The organism is Streptomyces sp. NPDC048441 (assembly GCF_043200235.1).
Taxonomy (GTDB): Bacteria; Actinomycetota; Actinomycetes; order Streptomycetales; family Streptomycetaceae; genus Streptomyces.
Window position 1 is genome coordinate 527,861 of the sequence record NZ_JBICXM010000001.1, and the last position, 16,074, is coordinate 543,934.

Below are 16,074 nucleotides of genomic sequence, written 5' to 3' on the forward strand. Positions count from 1 at the left end.
TCCGACTTCGCCCCGGCTGCTTACGCTGGCTGTGTGACTGAGACTGCTGGGCACCCTGCGTATCTTCGGTTTCCGCATCTGTACGGCGAGTTGGTCGCCTTCACCGCTGAGGACGACGTCTGGGCCGCGCCCCTGGACGGCGGCCGGGCATGGCGGGTCAGTGCCGACAACATGCCGGTGAACCACCCCCGTATCTCCCCGGACGGAACCACCGTCGCCTGGACGTCCACGCGTGACGGCGCGCCCGAGGTGCATGTCGCGCCGGTCGACGGAGGCCCCTCCAAACGCCTTACATACTGGGGGAATTCGCGTACGTCGGTGCGGGGCTGGACCCCGGACGGACGGGTCCTCGCGATCAGCGCGCACGGCCAGGCCTCGCTGCGGCGCAGCTGGGCGCGGGCCGTGCCGCTGGACGGCGGGCCCGCCGAGACTCTCCCGTACGGGATCGTGGGGAACGTCGCCCATGGGGCGGGGGAGGGGCAGGTCCTGCTGCTCTCCGCGCCGATGGGGCGTGAGGCCGCCTGGTGGAAGCGGTATCGGGGCGGCACGGCGGGGAAGTTGTGGATCCGGGACGGGGACGGGGACGGGGACGAGGACGGCAGCGGGGATGGGGCCGCCTCGGGTGGTGAGCGGCGGTTCGTGCGCGTCCATGAAGGACTCGACGGGAACATCGAGTACCCGATGTGGGTCGGGGAGCGGATCGCCTTTCTCTCCGATCACGAAGGCGTCGGGGCTGTCTATTCGTCGCTGCCCGATGGGGAAGATCTGCGGCGGCACAGTGGTGTTGAGGGCTTTTACGCCCGGCACGCGGCGAGTGACGGTACTCGTGTCGTTTACGCGTCTGCTGGTGAACTCTGGGTTCTGGACGACCTGTTGGCCGCCGAACCGCGCCGCCTCGACATCCGCCTCGGCGGCCAGCGCGTCGACCTCCAGCCGCACCCCGTGAGCGCGGCACGCTGGTTCGGCGCCGCCGCGCCCGACCACACGGGACGTGGCAGTGCCGTCTCCGTGCGCGGTGGCGTCCACTGGGTCACCCACCGGGAGGGGCCCGCCCGCGCGCTCGCCGCCGAGCACGGGGTGCGGGCCAGGCTGCCGCGTACGTTCCGGGTCGAGGGCGAGGAACACGTCGTATGGGTGACGGACGCGGAGGGCGACGACGCGTTGCAGTTCGCGCCCGCCACCGGGCTCGCCCCCGGTGCGACGCCGCGGCGGCTCGCCGCCGGGCAGTTGGGGCGGGTTCTCGGGCTCGCCGTGGCGCCCGACGGGAGCAGGGCCGCCGTCGCGTCGCACGACGGGCGGGTGCTGCTTGTCGAGCGGGAGAGCGGGGAGGTGCGGGAGGTCGACCGGGGGGAGCACGGGGATGCCGCCGGGCTCGTCTTCTCGCCGGACTCGGCCTGGCTCGCCTGGTCGCATCCGGGGCCGCGGCCGCTGCGGCAGTTGAAGCTGGCGAACACAGCTGATCTCTCGGTGTCCGAGGCGACTCCGCTGCGGTTCCGGGACTACGCCCCGGCGTTCACCCTGGACGGGAAGCACCTGGCTTTCCTGTCCGCTCGTTCTTTTGATCCGGTCTATGACGAGCATGTTTTCGATCTCGCCTTTGTGGGCGGATCGCGGCCCCATCTCATTACGTTGGCCGCTACTACTCCGTCGCCCTTCGGGCCGCAGCGGCACGGGCGTGCCTTCGAAGCGCCCGACAAGGACGAGACGCCGGACAGCGAGGGGGCGCCGGTCACCCGGATCGATCTCGACGGGCTCGCCGATCGCATCGTGCCCTTCCCGGTCGAGGCCGCCCGGTACTCGACCCTGCGGGCCGCCAAGGACGGTGTCCTGTGGCTGCGGCATCCCGTGCGGGGCGTGCTGGGGGCCTCGCGGGCCACGCCGTCCGACCCCGATCCGAAGAGCGAGCTCGAGCGGTACGACCTCGTGCAGCGGCGCGTCGAGGAACTCGCCCTGGACGCGGATCACTTCGCCGTGAGCGGTGACGGTAAGCGGGTGCTGCTCTGGGTCGACGGGAAACTGAAGGTGGTGCCGAGCGACCGGCGGGCCACCGGCGAGGAGGGGTCCGACTCGAACGTCACCGTTGATCTCTCCCGGGTGCGGCAGAGCGTCGACCCCGCCGCCGAGTGGCGTCAGATGTACGACGAGGCGGGGCGCCTCATGCGGGACAACTTCTGGCGGCCCGATCTGGGCGGGGTCGACTGGGATGCGGTCCTTGAGCGGTATCGGCCTGTGCTGGGGCGGGTGGCCACGCATGACGATCTTGTGGACCTGTTGTGGGAGGTGTCGGGGGAGCTTGGTACTTCTCATGCCTACGTCATGCCGGGGGGTGGGGGCTGGGGCAGTTGGGGTTCTGAGGGGAAGCAGGGGTTGCTCGGGGCGGATGTCTCGCGGGGGGCGGAGGGGGGAGCCGGAGGTGGAGCCGGAGCCGGAGGTGGGGACGGAGCCGGAGGTGGGGACGGGGGCTGGCGGATCGATCGGATCCTGCCGTCGGAGACGTCGGATCCCGCTGCCCAGTCGCCGCTTGCCGCGCCCGGGGTCGCGGTGCGGGCCGGTGACGTCGTCCTTGCCGTCGCGGGGCGGCCCGTCGATCCGGTGACCGGGCCCGGACCGTTGCTGGTGGGGACCGCGGGGAAGCCTGTCGAGCTGACGGTCTCGCCCGCGGGTGGGGGCGAGCCCCGGCACGCGGTGGTCGTTCCCGTCGACGACGAGGAGCCGCTGCGGTACCACGCGTGGGTCGCCGACCGGCGTGCGTACGTCCATGAGCGGTCCGGGGGGCGGCTCGGTTACTTGCACGTGCCGGACATGCAGGCGCCCGGGTGGGCGCAGATCCATCGGGATCTACGGGTGGAGGTCGCCCGGGAGGGGCTCGTCGTCGACGTCCGGGAGAACCGGGGCGGGCATACGTCGCAGCTGGTGGTGGAGAAGCTGGCACGGAAGATCGTGGGCTGGGACCTGCCGCGGGGCTCGCAGCCGTACAGCTATCCGGGGGATGCGCCCCGGGGGCCTGTGGTGGCCGTCGCCAACGAATTCTCCGGCTCGGACGGGGACATCGTGAACGCGGCGATCAAGGCGCTGGGGATCGGGCCCGTGGTGGGTACGCGGACGTGGGGCGGCGTCATCGGGATCGACAGCCGGTACCGGCTTGTGGACGGGACGCTGGTCACGCAGCCGAAGTACGCGTTCTGGCTGGAGGGGTACGGGTGGGGGGTCGAGAACTACGGGGTGGACCCGGACGTGGAGGTGGTGATGACGCCGGAGGACTATGCGGCGGGGCGTGATCCGCAACTTGACGAGGCGGTACGCCTCGCGCTGGCCTCACTGGCGGAGACACCGGCGAAGGCGGCTCCGGAACTGCCGGGGCCGTAGGCCTGCGGCGCCTGTCTCGGTTGGGTGGGGGCTGGCGACGCGGCATCGGTTCGTCGGTGGCAGCGGGGCCGCGCCGGTATGTCCGTCCTCGCCATCACGGTCTGGGCGTGCTGCTTCTTCGGTTCTGGAGTTCTGGGAACCGTGCTCCGGGCGGAAATACCGACACGACCCCGCGGGTCCGCTGCCGACAGCAGGTGCATCGGGGCCGAGCCCTCGTCGGCAGGGGCGTGTTCGCTCCCCTGCCGACGAGTTCACCGCCCCACCCGCACCGCCCTGCCCGCTGCCGACCCTCCCCCCTGCTCCTTAAGAGCTTGGGGGAGGGTGGGAAAGGTTGTTCGGCAGGCGCAGCCGCAGGCGAGGGATCGGGCAAGGCAAGGGCGCAGCCCGGATAGCATGGCGAGAGCTCAGCGATCTCTACCGTCAAGACCGGAGGCGCCCCATGGCGGGAGAACCGCAGGCCGACTGCCTGTTCTGCAAGATCGTCGCGGGTGACGTCCCCGCGACCGTCGTCCGGGAGACCCCGACGACCGTCGCCTTCCGGGACATCAACCCGCAGGCCCCCACCCACATCCTGGTCATCCCCAGGGTGCACTACCCGGACGCCGCCACCCTCTCCGCCGCCGAGCCGGCCATCGCCGCCGATGTACTGCGCGAGGCCGGCGACGTCGCCCTTGAGGAGAAGGCGGAGAGCTATCGCATCGTCTTCAATACCGGGTCCGGCGCCGGGCAGACCGTCTTCCACGCGCACGCCCACGTCCTCGGCGGACGCGGCCTCCAGTGGCCCCCGGGATAACTCGCCTTGTCCGTACGCGAATTGGTGGTCCTCGGCACCGCGAGCCAGGTTCCCACCCGACACCGCAACCACAACGGGTACGTTCTGCTCTGGGACGGGCAGGGCGTGCTCTTCGACCCCGGTGAGGGCACGCAGCGGCAGATGCTGCGGGCCGGAGTCGCCGCGCACGATCTGCACCGCATCTGCGTCACGCATTTCCACGGCGATCACTCGCTGGGGCTCCCGGGTGTTATTCAGCGGATCAATCTGGACCGGGTCCCGCATCCGGTGACCGTTCATTTTCCGCGCTCGGGGCAGCACTTCTTCGACCGGCTGCGGTATGCCACCGCCTATCGCGAGACCGTGTCCTTGGTCGAGGAGCCGGTGGTGGAGGGTGGGCAGTTGGCCGTTACTCCTTCTTACGCGCTCGACGCCGTCAAGCTCTCCCATCCCGTCGAATCCTTCGGCTATCGCATCGCCGAGCCCGACGGGCGTCGGATGGTGCCGGAGCTGCTTGCCGAGCGCGGGATCTCTGGACCGGATGTGGGGCGGTTGCAGAGGGAAGGTGCTGTGGGGGGTGTCGCCCTGGAGGATGTCAGTACGGTGCGGCGCGGGCAGCGTTTCGCCTTCGTGATGGACACTCGGCTGTGTGATGGGGTTTATGCGCTGGCCGATGGGTGCGACATGCTTGTCATTGAGTCGACCTTTTTGGATGAGGATGAGCAACTTGCCTCTGATCATGGGCATCTGACGGTAGGACAGGCTGCCCGCGTCGCCGTCGATTCCGGTGTCCGGCATCTCGTACTGACCCATTTCAGTCAGCGCTATCCCGACCCCCGCGTTTTTGAGCAGCAGGCCAGGGAGGGTGGGTTCGATGGTGAACTCACCGTCGCCCAGGATTTGCTGCGTGTACCCCTTCCCAAACGAACCACTTGAGTGAGTCGCACCATGCCTCTTCCCAAAGCCGAACTTCATCTTCATATCGAAGGCACGCTTGAGCCCGAGCTGGCTTTTGAGCTCGCGGCGCGCAACGGTGTCGCTCTGCCGTACGCCGACACCGAAGAGCTGCGCAAGGCTTATCTCTTTGATGATCTGCAGTCCTTTCTCGATCTGTACTACGGGCTCATGGCCGTACTGCGGACCGAGGAGGACTTCGAGCAGCTCGCCGATGCCTATCTGGCGCGCGCCGCTCAGCAGGGGGTGCGGCACGCGGAGATCTTCTTCGACCCGCAGGCCCATGTGGCACGGGGCGTCGCCATCGGGACGGTGATGGAAGGCCTCGGGCGCGCCCTCGACCGGAGTGTGGAGCGGCACGGGATCTCCACCCGGCTCATCATGTGCTTCCTGCGCGATCAGTCCGCTGATTCGGCGTTGGAGACGCTGGAGGCCGCTGGGCCCCATCTCCACCGGATCGTGGGCGTGGGGCTCGACTCGGCCGAGGTCGGGCATCCGCCCGCCAAGTTCCGTGCGGTGTACGAGGCAGCCGCGGCACTCGGCCTTCGCAGGGTCGCGCACGCGGGTGAGGAGGGGCCGCCCGCGTACATCACGGAGGCACTCGATGTGCTTGGCGTCGAGCGCATCGACCATGGGCTGCGGTGCGTCGAGGACCCGGAGCTCGTGGAGCGGCTCGTGCGGGAGCGGGTGCCGCTCACCCTCTGCCCGCTGTCCAACGTGCGGCTGCGCGCCATCGACGTACTCGAAGAGCATCCGTTGGTGCGGATGATGGACGCCGGGCTGCTGTGCACCGTCAACTCCGACGATCCGGCGTACTTCGGCGGCTACGTCGACGACACCTTCCACGCGGTGCGGGAGGCCCTCGGCCTCGATCAGGAGCGGCTGCGGGAGCTCGCGCGCAATTCCTTTGAAGCGGCCTTCCTCGACGGGAGCGCGGCGGACGAGGCGTTGCGGGCGCGGTATCTCACCGAGGTCGCGGAATATTCGTTTGAGTGAGGGGTGAGGGCGGGGCTAGCCTCTGGCTCATGGACTCCTTCATTCAGCTCTACGGCTGACACGGCTCTCATAGGCCCGCACGCCCCGCTGATCAGCGGCAGGCGGCGGGCCGTCGTGTCCTCATCCGTAGCCGGCTCGTACGCAGCGCGTACGTAGCTGAATCACGCGAAGGAAACTCTCATTCATGTCCAGTCGACTCTCACGTCGCCCTGCCCATATCGCCATGGTCGGTGTCCCGATGGTCAGCCATGTGCTGCCCGGTCTGGGGATCATCCGCGAGCTGGTGGCGCGCGGCCACCGGGTGACGTATGCGAACGACCCGGCGACCCGCGAGCTCATCGAGCCCACCGGCGCCGAACTCGTCCCGTGCGTCTCGACGTTGCCCTTCAAGGACAACGTCTGGCCCGAGGACCCGATCGCCGCCAGCGGTCTTTTTCTGGATGACGCGATGGCGGTGCTTCCGCAATTGCGTTCGTTCTACGGCGACGACCCCGCCGATCTGTATCTGTACGACATCGGCGCGTACGTCGCCCGTGCGCTGGCCGAAGGGCAGCAGCGGCCGTTCGTGCAGCTGTCGCCCACCTTCGTGGCCTGGGACGGCTACCAGGAAGAGGTCGGGGCGCAGTTCCGGCAGCTGCCCGGGGCCGCCGAACTTGAGGAGCGGTTCGGGGAGTGGCTCGCGGGGAACGGGGCCACGACCCTGGATGTCGCCGCCTTCTCGGGCACACCCGACCGCGCCGTCGCGATGATCCCCCGGGCCATGCAGCTGTCCGCCGACCGGGTCGATCCGAAGCGGGTCGACTTCGTCGGGCCCTGCTTCGGGGACCGGTCGGGGCAGGGGAGCTGGCAGCGGCCCGAGGGCGCCGAGAAGGTGCTGCTCGTGTCCCTCGGCTCCTCGTTCACCCAGCAGCCCGAGTTCTACCGGAACTGCGTGGCCGCCTTCGGGGGGCTCGCGGGGTGGCATGTCGTGCTGCAGATCGGCAAGCACGTGGATCCCGCGGAGCTCGGGGAGGTGCCAGAGCATGTGGAAGTGCGGTCGTGGGTACCGCAGTTGGCGATCCTGGAGCAGGCCGACGCGTTCGTCACGCACGCGGGCATGGGCAGCAGCAGCGAGGGGCTGTTCAGCGGGGTACCGATGATCGCCGTCCCGCAGGGGGCCGAGCAGCCTCTCAACGCGGATCGGCTTGTGGAGCTGGGGGTCGCGCGGAGGATCGATACGGCCGAGGCGAGTGCGGAGGCATTGCGTTCCGCGCTGCTCGAGCTGACGTCCGACCCTGACGTCGCGCTTCGGGTCGCCCGTCTGAAGGCCGAGGTGCGGGCCGAGGGCGGCACCGCTCGGGCCGCCGATCTTGTCGAGGCCGAGCTCGGCGGGTAGCGGCCAGGCGCTCCTCGATCGCCGGACGGGCTGGATGTGCGGTCCGTCCGGCGATCGAGGCCGAGCTCGGCGAATCGGCGGGGCGTGACCCGCGGGTGGCCGCGCCCGCCAGGGCTCCATCCGTTACCTTGCCTGCATGGTCGTACCCCTCAAGCCCAGCATCGACCCGCTCAAGGCAGCCCGCAGAGCAGGCGACCCGCCCTGCGACGTCTACCTCACCGGCACGGTCTTCCTCGACATCATCTTCACCGGACTCGACTCCGCTCCCGTACGTGGCACCGAATCCTGGGCCCGCGGGATGGGGTCGAGTCCCGGTGGGGTGGCCAATATGGCGACCGCGCTCGCCCGGCTCGGCCTGCGCACCTCGCTCGCGGCGGCGTTCGGGGACGACCACTACGGGGAGTACTGCTGGGACGCCCTCGAACAGGGCGAGGGCATCGATCTGACCTCGTCGCGCACCGTGTCCGGCTGGCACTCCCCGGTGACCGTCTCCATGGCGTACGAGGGGGAGCGGACCATGGTCAGCCATGGGCACGAACCGCCGCCGGACGCCGATTCGCCGGACGGCGGTGCGCCCCCGTGCCCGCCACGCGCGCGTGCCGCCATCGCGTCGCTGACGCCGGGCACGCGCGCGCCGTGGATCGCCGAGGCCGCGCGCAACGGCACGCGGATCTTCGCCGACGTGGGGTGGGACGACACCGGGCGGTGGGACCTGGCGGGTCTCGCAGACCTGGCGCACTGCGAGGCGTTCCTGCCGAACGCGGAGGAGGCCATGCGGTACACCGGCACTTCGTGCCCCCGTGCCGCCGCGCGGGCACTGACCGAGCATGTGCCGCTCGCCGTGGTGACGCTGGGTGCGGAAGGCGCGTACGCCGTGGACGGGCGGACCGGCGAGACCGCCGAGGTGCCTGCCATCGCGGTCAAAGCCCTGGACCCCACGGGGGCGGGTGACGTCTTCGTGGCGGGCTTCGTGACCGGGACCCTGGCGGACTGGCCCCTCGCGGACCGCCTTGCCTTCGCGGGGCTCACCGCGGCGCTCTCGGTGCAGGAGTTCGGGGGGTCCCTTTCGGCGCCGGGCTGGGCGGAGATCGCCGCGTGGTGGCGCACCGTGCGGGAGGTCGACGACCAGGATCCGGTGGCGCTGCGGCGGTACGGCTTTCTGGAGGACCTGCTTCCGGAAGTGACGCGGCCGTGGCCGCTGCGGCGTGCGGTGCCGACGATCGGCTTCCGGTCGGCGTAGCGGCCGGGCGGCCCCCGCGACGGGAGTGGAAAAGCCCTACGGCAGTGTCAGTGGTGCGTCGTACTCTTGGCAGTGCAAGGCAGTCGAGCGGCCACCAAGCCCCGCATGAGGAGGATGAGCAGGCCTTCAGCGCCGGCCCATGACTCAGACACCCACAGCTCATACCCCTGCCCAGGGTCAGTCCCGAGCCCACTTCACCGTTCCGGCGAACCATCCGATGGTGACGGTTCTCGGCTCCGGAGACGCCCTGTTGCGCGTGATCGAGAAGGCCTTCCCGGCGGCCGACATCCATGTCCGGGGCAATGAGATCAGAGCCGTGGGTGACGCCCATGAAGTCACCCTCATCCAGCGCCTGTTCGACCAGATGATGCTGGTGCTTCGCACCGGTCAGCCGATGACGGAGGACGCCGTGGAACGCTCGATCGCCATGCTCAGGGCGGACGAGGCGGGGGAGGGGGACGGCCCGGAGACCCCGGCCGAGGTCCTCACGCAGAACATCCTCTCGTCCCGCGGCCGCACGATCCGCCCCAAGACGCTCAACCAGAAGCGTTATGTGGACGCGATCGACAAGAACACCATCGTGTTCGGCATCGGCCCCGCGGGCACGGGCAAGACCTACCTCGCCATGGCCAAGGCCGTGCAGGCCTTGCAGGCCAAGCAGGTCAACCGCATCATCCTGACCCGCCCCGCCGTCGAGGCCGGCGAGCGGCTCGGCTTCCTGCCGGGCACGCTCTACGAGAAGATCGACCCGTATCTGCGCCCGTTGTACGACGCGCTGCACGACATGCTCGACCCGGACTCGATCCCTCGGTTGATGGCGGCGGGGACCATTGAGGTGGCGCCGCTGGCATATATGAGGGGAAGAAGCCAACCGGTATGGACCAATGTGCTGACGCCCGATGGCTGGCGACCCATTGGCACAATTAGAGTGGGCGACTTGGTCGTCGGCTCCAATGGTGAGCCGACCCCGGTCCTCGGCGTCTACCCGCAGGGCGAGAAGGACATCTACCGTGTCACGGCCCAGGACGGCTCCTGGACCCTGTGCTGCGGCGAGCACCTGTGGACGGTCAGGACGCGCGACGACAAGCGACGCGACAAGCCGTGGCGGGTCCTGGAGACCCAGGAGATGATCGGCAACCTGCGCGCGGCGCACGCACGGCGGTACGAGCTGCCGATGCTCACCGCGCCCGTCGAGTTCCCGGAGCGCGAGGTCCGCATGGACCCGTACGCGCTGGGCCTGCTCCTCGGAGACGGCTGCCTCACCGGCTCCACGACGCCGTCGTTCTCCACCGAGGACGTCGAACTCGCCCAGGCGCTTGAGGCGGCACTCCCGGGCGTCAATGTGCGGCACAAGAGCGGCCCCGACTACGTACTGAACCGGGTGAAGTCGCCTGGCGACGTGGTCACTCTGGAGAATCCGGTCACCGGCGTCATGCGCGAGCTGGACCTCATCGGCAGCCGTTCGCACTCCAAGTTCGTGCCGGACGACTACCTGTTCAACACGGCGGAGATCCGGCTCGCAGTGCTCCAGGGCCTGCTCGACTCCGATGGCGGTCCGGTCACTCAGGACGACCGTACGTGCCGTATCCAGTACTCGACGGCGTCGATCGTCCTGCGGGACGACGTGATCGCACTCGTCCAGTCGCTTGGCGGTGTCGCCTATACGAAGCGCCGTCAGGCCGAGGGTCGCGAGCAGGGCACCGCCCTGGCCGCTCATCGCTACGATTCCCACGTCGTCGACATCCGACTCCCCGAGGGAATCGAGCCCTTCCGCCTCGCCCGCAAGCGCGACAAATACCACGCGGCCGGAGGCGGCGGACGCCCGATGCGCTTCATCGACAGCATTGAGCCCGCAGGCCGCGAGGACGCCGTATGCATCCAGGTCGCGGCCGAGGATTCGCTGTACGTCACGCAGGACTACCTGCTCACGCACAACACCCTCAATGACGCGTTCATCATCCTCGACGAGGCGCAGAACACCAGCGCCGAGCAGATGAAGATGTTCCTCACCCGGCTCGGCTTCGAATCGAAGATCGTGATCACGGGCGACGTCACGCAGGTCGACCTGCCGAACGGCACCAAGTCGGGTCTTCGTCAGGTCCAGGACATCCTGGAAGGCATCGATGAGGTGCACTTCTCGCGGCTCACCTCCAGCGATGTCGTCCGGCACAAGCTGGTCGGCCGTATCGTCGACGCGTACGAGAAGTACGACGACAGCCAGCAGATCCAGAAACAGCAGCAGCACCAGAAACACGGGAAGTAGCGGAAGCCGCACCATGTCGATCGACGTCAACAACGAATCCGGAACCGAGGTCGACGAGCAGGCGATCCTCGACATCGCCCGCTACGCGCTCGCGCGGATGCGCATCCACCCGCTCTCCGAGCTCTCGGTGATCGTCCTGGACGCCGATGCCATGGAGCAGCTGCACATCCAGTGGATGGACCTGCCGGGGCCGACGGACGTCATGTCCTTCCCGATGGACGAGCTGCGCCCGCCCGCCAAGGACGAGGAGGAGACCCCGCAGGGCCTCCTCGGCGACATCGTGCTCTGTCCGGAGGTCGCCCTCAAGCAGGGCAAGGACGCGGAGACGGAGCACTCCATGGACGAGGAGCTTCAGCTGCTCACCGTCCATGGGGTGCTGCACCTTCTCGGGTACGACCATGAGGAGCCGGACGAGAAGGCCGAGATGTTCGGCCTCCAGGCGGCCATCGTCGACGGCTGGCGCGCGGAGAACGGCCTGACCGGGCCCTCTCCGGCGCCCACCGTCTCGTAGGGCCATGAGCTTCCAGCTGATCGCGGGCGCCGTCGCCCTTGTCGTCGTCGCCTGGCTCGCGGCCTGCGCCGAGGCGGGCATCGCCCGCACCTCCAGCTTCCGGGCGGAGGAGGCGGTCCGCTCCGGGCGGCGCGGCAGCGCGAAGCTCGCGCAGGTCGCCGCCGACCCGACCCGCTATCTCAACGTGGCGCTGCTCGTGCGCGTCGCGTGCGAGATGGCGGCGGCGGCGCTCGTGACGTACGCCTGCCTGAATGAATTCGCCGAGACCTGGCAGGCGCTCGCCGTCGCCATCGCGGTGATGGTCCTCGTGTCATACGTGGCCGTGGGGGTTTCGCCGCGCACCATCGGGCGCCAGCACCCGCTCAACACGGCGACGGCCGCCGCGTACGTCCTGCTGCCGCTGGCCCGCGTCATGGGCCCGATCCCGCCCCTCCTGATCCTCATCGGCAACGCCCTCACGCCCGGCAAGGGCTTCCGGCGCGGCCCGTTCGCCTCCGAGGCCGAGCTGCGCGCGATGGTCGACCTCGCCGAGAAGGAATCCCTCATCGAGGACGACGAGCGCCGCATGGTGCACTCCGTCTTCGAGCTCGGCGACACCCTCGTACGCGAAGTGATGGTGCCCCGGACGGACTTGGTCGCCATCGAGCGCTTCAAGACCATCCGGCAGGCCCTGACGCTCGCGCTGCGGTCCGGCTTCTCGCGGATCCCGGTGACGGGCGAGAGCGAGGACGACGTCGTCGGCATGGTGTATCTGAAGGACCTCGCCCGCAAGACGCACATCAACCGCGACAGCGAGTCGGACCTGGTGTCGACGGCGATGCGCCCGGCGACGTTCGTGCCCGACACGAAGAACGCGGGGGATCTGCTGCGCGAGATGCAGCAGGAGCGCAATCACGTCGCCGTCGTCATCGACGAGTACGGCGGCACGGCGGGCATCGTCACCATCGAGGACATCCTCGAAGAGATCGTCGGCGAGATCACCGATGAGTACGACCGTGAACTGCCACCCGTCGAGGAGCTCGACGACGGCTGCTACCGCGTCACCGCGCGCCTCGACATCGGAGACCTCGGCGAGCTCTTCGGGTTCGACGAGTTCGACGACGAGGACGTCGAGACGGTCGGCGGCCTGCTCGCCAAGGCGCTCGGCCGGGTGCCGATCGCCGATGCGTCGGCGCTCGTGCCGCTGCCGGACGGGCGGGAGCTGCGGCTCACCGCGGAGTCCGCGGCGGGGCGCCGGAACAAGATCGTGACGGTGCTCGTGGAGCCGGTCGCGTCCCAGGACGCGGAGAAGGGAGTGCGTGGATGACCCCGCAGGAACTGCGTGCGTTCTGCCTGTCGTTCAACGACGTGGCGGAGGAGTTTCCCTTCGGCCCCGAGTTCTCGGTCTTCAAGGTCGCGGGGAAGATGTTCGCGCTCTCCTCGCTGGACGCGCGGCCTTTCACGGCCAACCTGAAGTGCGATCCCGAGATCGCGGTCCAACTGCGGGCCACGCACCCGGAGATCGTGCCGGGATGGCACATGAACAAGCGGCACTGGAACACGGTGACGCTGGACGCGAAACTCCCGGACCAGCAGGTCCGGGAGCTCGTCGAGGACTCGTACGACTTGGTCGTGGCCGGGCTCCCGAAGGCCGTGCGGCTTCGGCTCGACCGGCCCTGAGCTGTCGGCTCGACCGGCCCTGAGCTGTCGGCTCGACCGGTCCTGAGCCGTCAGGCGGTGCGCCTGGTGCGCAGGCCCGTCGCGACCAGTGCCGCCGCCGCGATGACCACGATCGCGTCGATCAGGATGACCGTCCGCGCCCCCGCGAGGAGATCCGATCCCGTGGTCGCGAGGACACCCAGCAGCGGAATGCCGACCGTGATGCCCACCTGCTGGGTGGACGTCACCAGGCCCGTGGCCAGGCCCTGCTCCTCGTCCGGGACGCCCGACGTGACCGTCACGCCGTACGAGATGATCGCGCCGAGGTGGAACATGCTCGCCAGCGAGACGCCCGCCGTGGCCAGCCAGACCGACCCGGTGCCTTCGTCGATGCCGAGCAGTGTCGCGATGAACAGGCCCTGGCCCAGGAGCGAGACGACGAGGGTGCGGCGGGCGCCGAAGCGGCTGATGACCTTGGGTGCGTAGATCCCCGCGACCACCGAGAGCACGCCCTGCACGCCGAAGACGAGGCCCGTCTGGAAGGCGGAGAGCTTCAGGACTTCCTGGAGGTAGAGCGTGAGGACGAAGACGATCGCCGACATCATCGAGAAGGTGACGAGGCCGCCCAGGTTGCCCCACGCCACCGTCCGGCGCCGCAGCATCGGGAGCGAGACGAGCGGGGACGCGGCACGCGACTCGATGAAGATGAAGGCCGCGAGCAGCAGCACACCGGCGGTCAGCGTGACGATGACGTCGGTGCCGCCGAAGCCGCGTTCGGCGGCCGTGGAGAGCGCGTAGATCAGGGCGAGCAGGCCGCCGGTGACGGTGACCGCGCCGGGGATGTCCAGGCGGGGGCGGTCCGGGGTGCGGGACTCGGGCAGCAGGCCGGGAGCGATCGGCAGCACGAGCAGCGCGAAGAGGGTCAGCAGGCCCATCGTGGAGCGCCAGCCGAGCGTGTCGGTGAGTACGCCGCCGAGCACCATGCCGACGGTGAAGCCGAGCGAGAGCAGCGTGCCGGAGATGCCGAGCGCCCGGTCGCGCTGCGGACCTTCGGGGAACGTCGTGGTGAGCAGGGACATGCCGGTCGGCACGATGGCCGCCGCGCCCACTCCTTGCAGCGCGCGTCCGGCGAGGAACGACGCCGGGTCCCAGGCGAAGGTCGCGAGCAGCGAGGCGAGGCCGAACAGGGCGAGCCCGGCGAGGAACAGCTTGCGCCGCCCGAACAGGTCGCCGGTGCGGCCGAAGAGCAGCAGGAAGCCGCCGGAGGGAAGGGCGAACGCGGTCACCGCCCACTGCAGCGCGGACTGGCTCATGCCCAGGTCGGCACCCAGGACGGGCAGCGCCACATTCAGTACGGAGAAGTCGAGCGCGACCATGAACTGGGCGGCGCAGAGCACGAAGAGGACGAGCTTGTCGCGGGAGGAGAGCTTGGGGGCCTGGGCCTGGGCCTGGGCCTGGGCCTGGGGTGAGGGGGCCGTGGTGGACGGGGGAGCTGTGGTGTCGATCGCCATGCGATGAGCTTCGGGCCTCCGGAATACCAGTGGGGAGCGGGAACTTATGCTGGTGGTCGGAACACCAGTCAGGGGGAGCTGCAGATGGCGGGTTCGGGTGAGGTGGCGGCCATGGTGCCGCGGGACGCGTCCAAGGCGCGGCGGCTCGGCGAGTTGCGCGAGTTTCTGATGAGCCGCCGGGCTCGGGTCAGCCCCGCGGACGCGGGCCTGCCGGACGGCGGGGCGCGGCGGCGAACGCCGGGGCTGCGGCGCGAGGAGGTCGCCGTGCTCGCCGGGGTCGGCGCGTCCTGGTACCAGTGGCTCGAGCAGGGGCGCGACATCTCGGTGTCGCCGCAGGTCCTTGACTCCGTGGCGCGCGTACTGAAGCTGTCGAGCGCCGAGCGGCGGCATCTGTACGTGCTCGCCGGGCTCAATCCGCCGGCGCCCGAGGTCGCACAGGCCGACCAGGACATGTGCGCGGGGTTGCAGCGCCTCATCGATACGTGGATGCCGTACCCGGCACACATCATGGACCGCTACTACAACCGCGTCCTCTACAACGACGCCGCCGGGATGGTCTTCGGGATGCGTCCCGGGAACACCCAGAACTGCATCGTGGACTTCTTCACCGACCCCATCTACCGCGCACGGAGCAGGAGTTGGGAAGAGAACGCGGAGACGGTCGTCGCGCAGTTCCGGGCGTCCTGCTCCGAGTCTCCCGACGACGAGGGCTTCCAGACGGTCCTCGCCGAACTGCGGGAGGCGGCGGGCGAGGAGTTCACCGAACTGTGGGAGCGGCGGGACGTGCGGCCCCCGGGGCAGGTCCACAAGGAGCTCACGCATCCGCTGGTGGGGGCGCTGCACGTCGAGTCGACGCCGCTGAAGGTGCCGGCCAGGCCGGACCTCACGATCGTGCTGCATACGCCGCTGAACGAGGCGGACACGGCGGCGAAGCTGGAGTGGCTCGCGTCGCCCGAGGGGCGGCGGGGGTCCATGTACCCGGTGGCCGTGTAGGGCTCTGAGCTCCGTATGCTCGGTTCATGACCGAGAGTGCTGCGTCGCTTGACGCTCTTGATGCCGAGGACCGCAAGATCGTTACGCTGGCTCGTTCGGCGCGGGCGCGGAACGGGGTGCCTGAGGGGGCCGCGGTGCGGGACGAGACGGGGCGGACTTATGTCGCCGGGACCGTTGCGCTTGCCTCGCTGGAGCTTTCCGCGCTGCGCACTGCTGTGGCTATGGCTGTTGCCTCCGGGGCGGAGTCCCTTGAAGCGGCGGCGGTCGTCTCCGCCGGGGAGGCGCTGTCCTCGGAGGATCTTGCCGCTGTGCGGGACCTTGGCGGGGCCGGGACGCCGGTGTTCCTCGCGGGGCCTGATGGGGAGGTTCGGGTGCGGGTTCAGACTGGGTGACTTTTCCCCGATCCCGCCCCTTCCCGAGACTGGGGCCCCGCCCCAGACCCCGTACAAGATGTC

At 69.6% G+C, this 16,074-nt stretch carries 13 protein-coding genes; 12 read left to right on the plus strand and 1 reads right to left on the minus strand.

What is annotated here, in order from left to right; all coding sequences use genetic code 11:
• Positions 1-33: 33 nt before the first annotated feature.
• The 10 genes from ACGFSB_RS02310 to ACGFSB_RS02355 all read left to right on the plus strand — a co-directional run bounded on the left by ACGFSB_RS02310 (position 34) and on the right by ACGFSB_RS02355 (position 13,136).
• A complete protein-coding gene (locus tag ACGFSB_RS02310) occupies positions 34-3,366 on the plus strand; it encodes a S41 family peptidase (protein ID WP_393392764.1) in 3,333 nt (1,110 codons plus the stop codon).
• A gap of 439 nt (positions 3,367-3,805) precedes the next feature.
• Positions 3,806-4,159, plus strand: coding sequence for a histidine triad nucleotide-binding protein (locus ACGFSB_RS02315; RefSeq protein WP_393392767.1), 354 nt, complete (start codon positions 3,806-3,808; stop codon positions 4,157-4,159).
• Between the two features lie 6 nt (positions 4,160-4,165).
• Positions 4,166-5,074, plus strand: coding sequence for a ribonuclease Z (locus ACGFSB_RS02320; protein WP_393392769.1), 909 nt, complete (start codon positions 4,166-4,168; stop codon positions 5,072-5,074).
• 12 nt (positions 5,075-5,086) lie between these two features.
• Positions 5,087-6,088, plus strand: a complete 1,002-nt coding sequence (locus ACGFSB_RS02325) for an adenosine deaminase (protein WP_393392772.1) — start codon at positions 5,087-5,089, stop codon at positions 6,086-6,088.
• A 184-nt stretch (positions 6,089-6,272) separates the two neighbouring features.
• Complete coding sequence (locus ACGFSB_RS02330) at positions 6,273-7,463, plus strand: macrolide family glycosyltransferase (protein WP_393392774.1); 1,191 nt, start codon at positions 6,273-6,275, stop codon at positions 7,461-7,463.
• Positions 7,464-7,599: 136 nt separating this feature from the next.
• The gene (locus ACGFSB_RS02335; RefSeq protein ID WP_393392777.1) at positions 7,600-8,703 is read left to right on the plus strand and encodes a carbohydrate kinase family protein; all 1,104 of its coding nucleotides are present in this window, start codon (positions 7,600-7,602) and stop codon (positions 8,701-8,703) included.
• A 217-nt stretch (positions 8,704-8,920) separates the two neighbouring features.
• Positions 8,921-10,966, plus strand: a complete 2,046-nt coding sequence (locus ACGFSB_RS02340; protein WP_393392780.1) for a PhoH family protein — start codon at positions 8,921-8,923, stop codon at positions 10,964-10,966.
• 13 nt (positions 10,967-10,979) lie between these two features.
• Positions 10,980-11,477 (plus strand): rRNA maturation RNase YbeY, encoded by a 498-nt coding sequence (gene ybeY / locus ACGFSB_RS02345; protein ID WP_393392783.1) that lies wholly within the window; start codon positions 10,980-10,982, stop codon positions 11,475-11,477.
• Between the two features lie 4 nt (positions 11,478-11,481).
• Entirely contained in the window at positions 11,482-12,783 is a 1,302-nt protein-coding gene (locus tag ACGFSB_RS02350) for a hemolysin family protein (protein ID WP_393392786.1), read from the plus strand.
• Entirely contained in the window at positions 12,780-13,136 is a 357-nt protein-coding gene (locus ACGFSB_RS02355) for an MmcQ/YjbR family DNA-binding protein (RefSeq protein WP_393392788.1), read from the plus strand. The genes ACGFSB_RS02350 and ACGFSB_RS02355 overlap by 4 nt, the downstream gene beginning before the upstream one ends.
• 50 nt (positions 13,137-13,186) lie before the next feature.
• Here ACGFSB_RS02355 and ACGFSB_RS02360 read toward each other — a convergent pair whose 3' ends face one another.
• Positions 13,187-14,626: an MFS transporter gene (locus tag ACGFSB_RS02360; protein ID WP_393392791.1), complete on the minus strand. Its 1,440-nt coding sequence runs from the start codon at positions 14,624-14,626 to the stop codon at positions 13,187-13,189.
• An 84-nt stretch (positions 14,627-14,710) separates the two neighbouring features.
• Between ACGFSB_RS02360 and ACGFSB_RS02365 the strand changes: the two genes are divergently transcribed.
• Positions 14,711-15,619, plus strand: coding sequence for a helix-turn-helix transcriptional regulator (locus tag ACGFSB_RS02365; RefSeq protein ID WP_393392793.1), 909 nt, complete (start codon positions 14,711-14,713; stop codon positions 15,617-15,619).
• Between the two features lie 26 nt (positions 15,620-15,645).
• The gene (locus tag ACGFSB_RS02370; RefSeq protein ID WP_393392796.1) at positions 15,646-16,011 is read left to right on the plus strand and encodes a cytidine deaminase; all 366 of its coding nucleotides are present in this window, start codon (positions 15,646-15,648) and stop codon (positions 16,009-16,011) included.
• Positions 16,012-16,074: the final 63 nt, after the last annotated feature.

Bases quoted from the DNA above. Each gene is read 5' to 3' on its own strand.
- ACGFSB_RS02315 (WP_393392767.1), top strand. From the start codon at position 3,806: ATGGCGGGAGAACCGCAGGCCGACTGCCTGTTCTGCAAGATCGTCGCG.
- ACGFSB_RS02325 (WP_393392772.1), top strand. From the start codon at position 5,087: ATGCCTCTTCCCAAAGCCGAACTTCATCTTCATATCGAAGGCACGCTT.
- ACGFSB_RS02330 (WP_393392774.1), top strand. From the start codon at position 6,273: ATGTCCAGTCGACTCTCACGTCGCCCTGCCCATATCGCCATGGTCGGT.
- ACGFSB_RS02335 (WP_393392777.1), top strand. From the start codon at position 7,600: ATGGTCGTACCCCTCAAGCCCAGCATCGACCCGCTCAAGGCAGCCCGC.
- ACGFSB_RS02340 (WP_393392780.1), top strand. From the start codon at position 8,921: ATGGTGACGGTTCTCGGCTCCGGAGACGCCCTGTTGCGCGTGATCGAG.
- ybeY (WP_393392783.1), top strand. From the start codon at position 10,980: ATGTCGATCGACGTCAACAACGAATCCGGAACCGAGGTCGACGAGCAG.
- ACGFSB_RS02350 (WP_393392786.1), top strand. From the start codon at position 11,482: ATGAGCTTCCAGCTGATCGCGGGCGCCGTCGCCCTTGTCGTCGTCGCC.
- ACGFSB_RS02355 (WP_393392788.1), top strand. From the start codon at position 12,780: ATGACCCCGCAGGAACTGCGTGCGTTCTGCCTGTCGTTCAACGACGTG.
- ACGFSB_RS02360 (WP_393392791.1), bottom strand. From the start codon at position 14,626: ATGGCGATCGACACCACAGCTCCCCCGTCCACCACGGCCCCCTCACCC.
- ACGFSB_RS02365 (WP_393392793.1), top strand. From the start codon at position 14,711: ATGGCGGGTTCGGGTGAGGTGGCGGCCATGGTGCCGCGGGACGCGTCC.
- ACGFSB_RS02370 (WP_393392796.1), top strand. From the start codon at position 15,646: ATGACCGAGAGTGCTGCGTCGCTTGACGCTCTTGATGCCGAGGACCGC.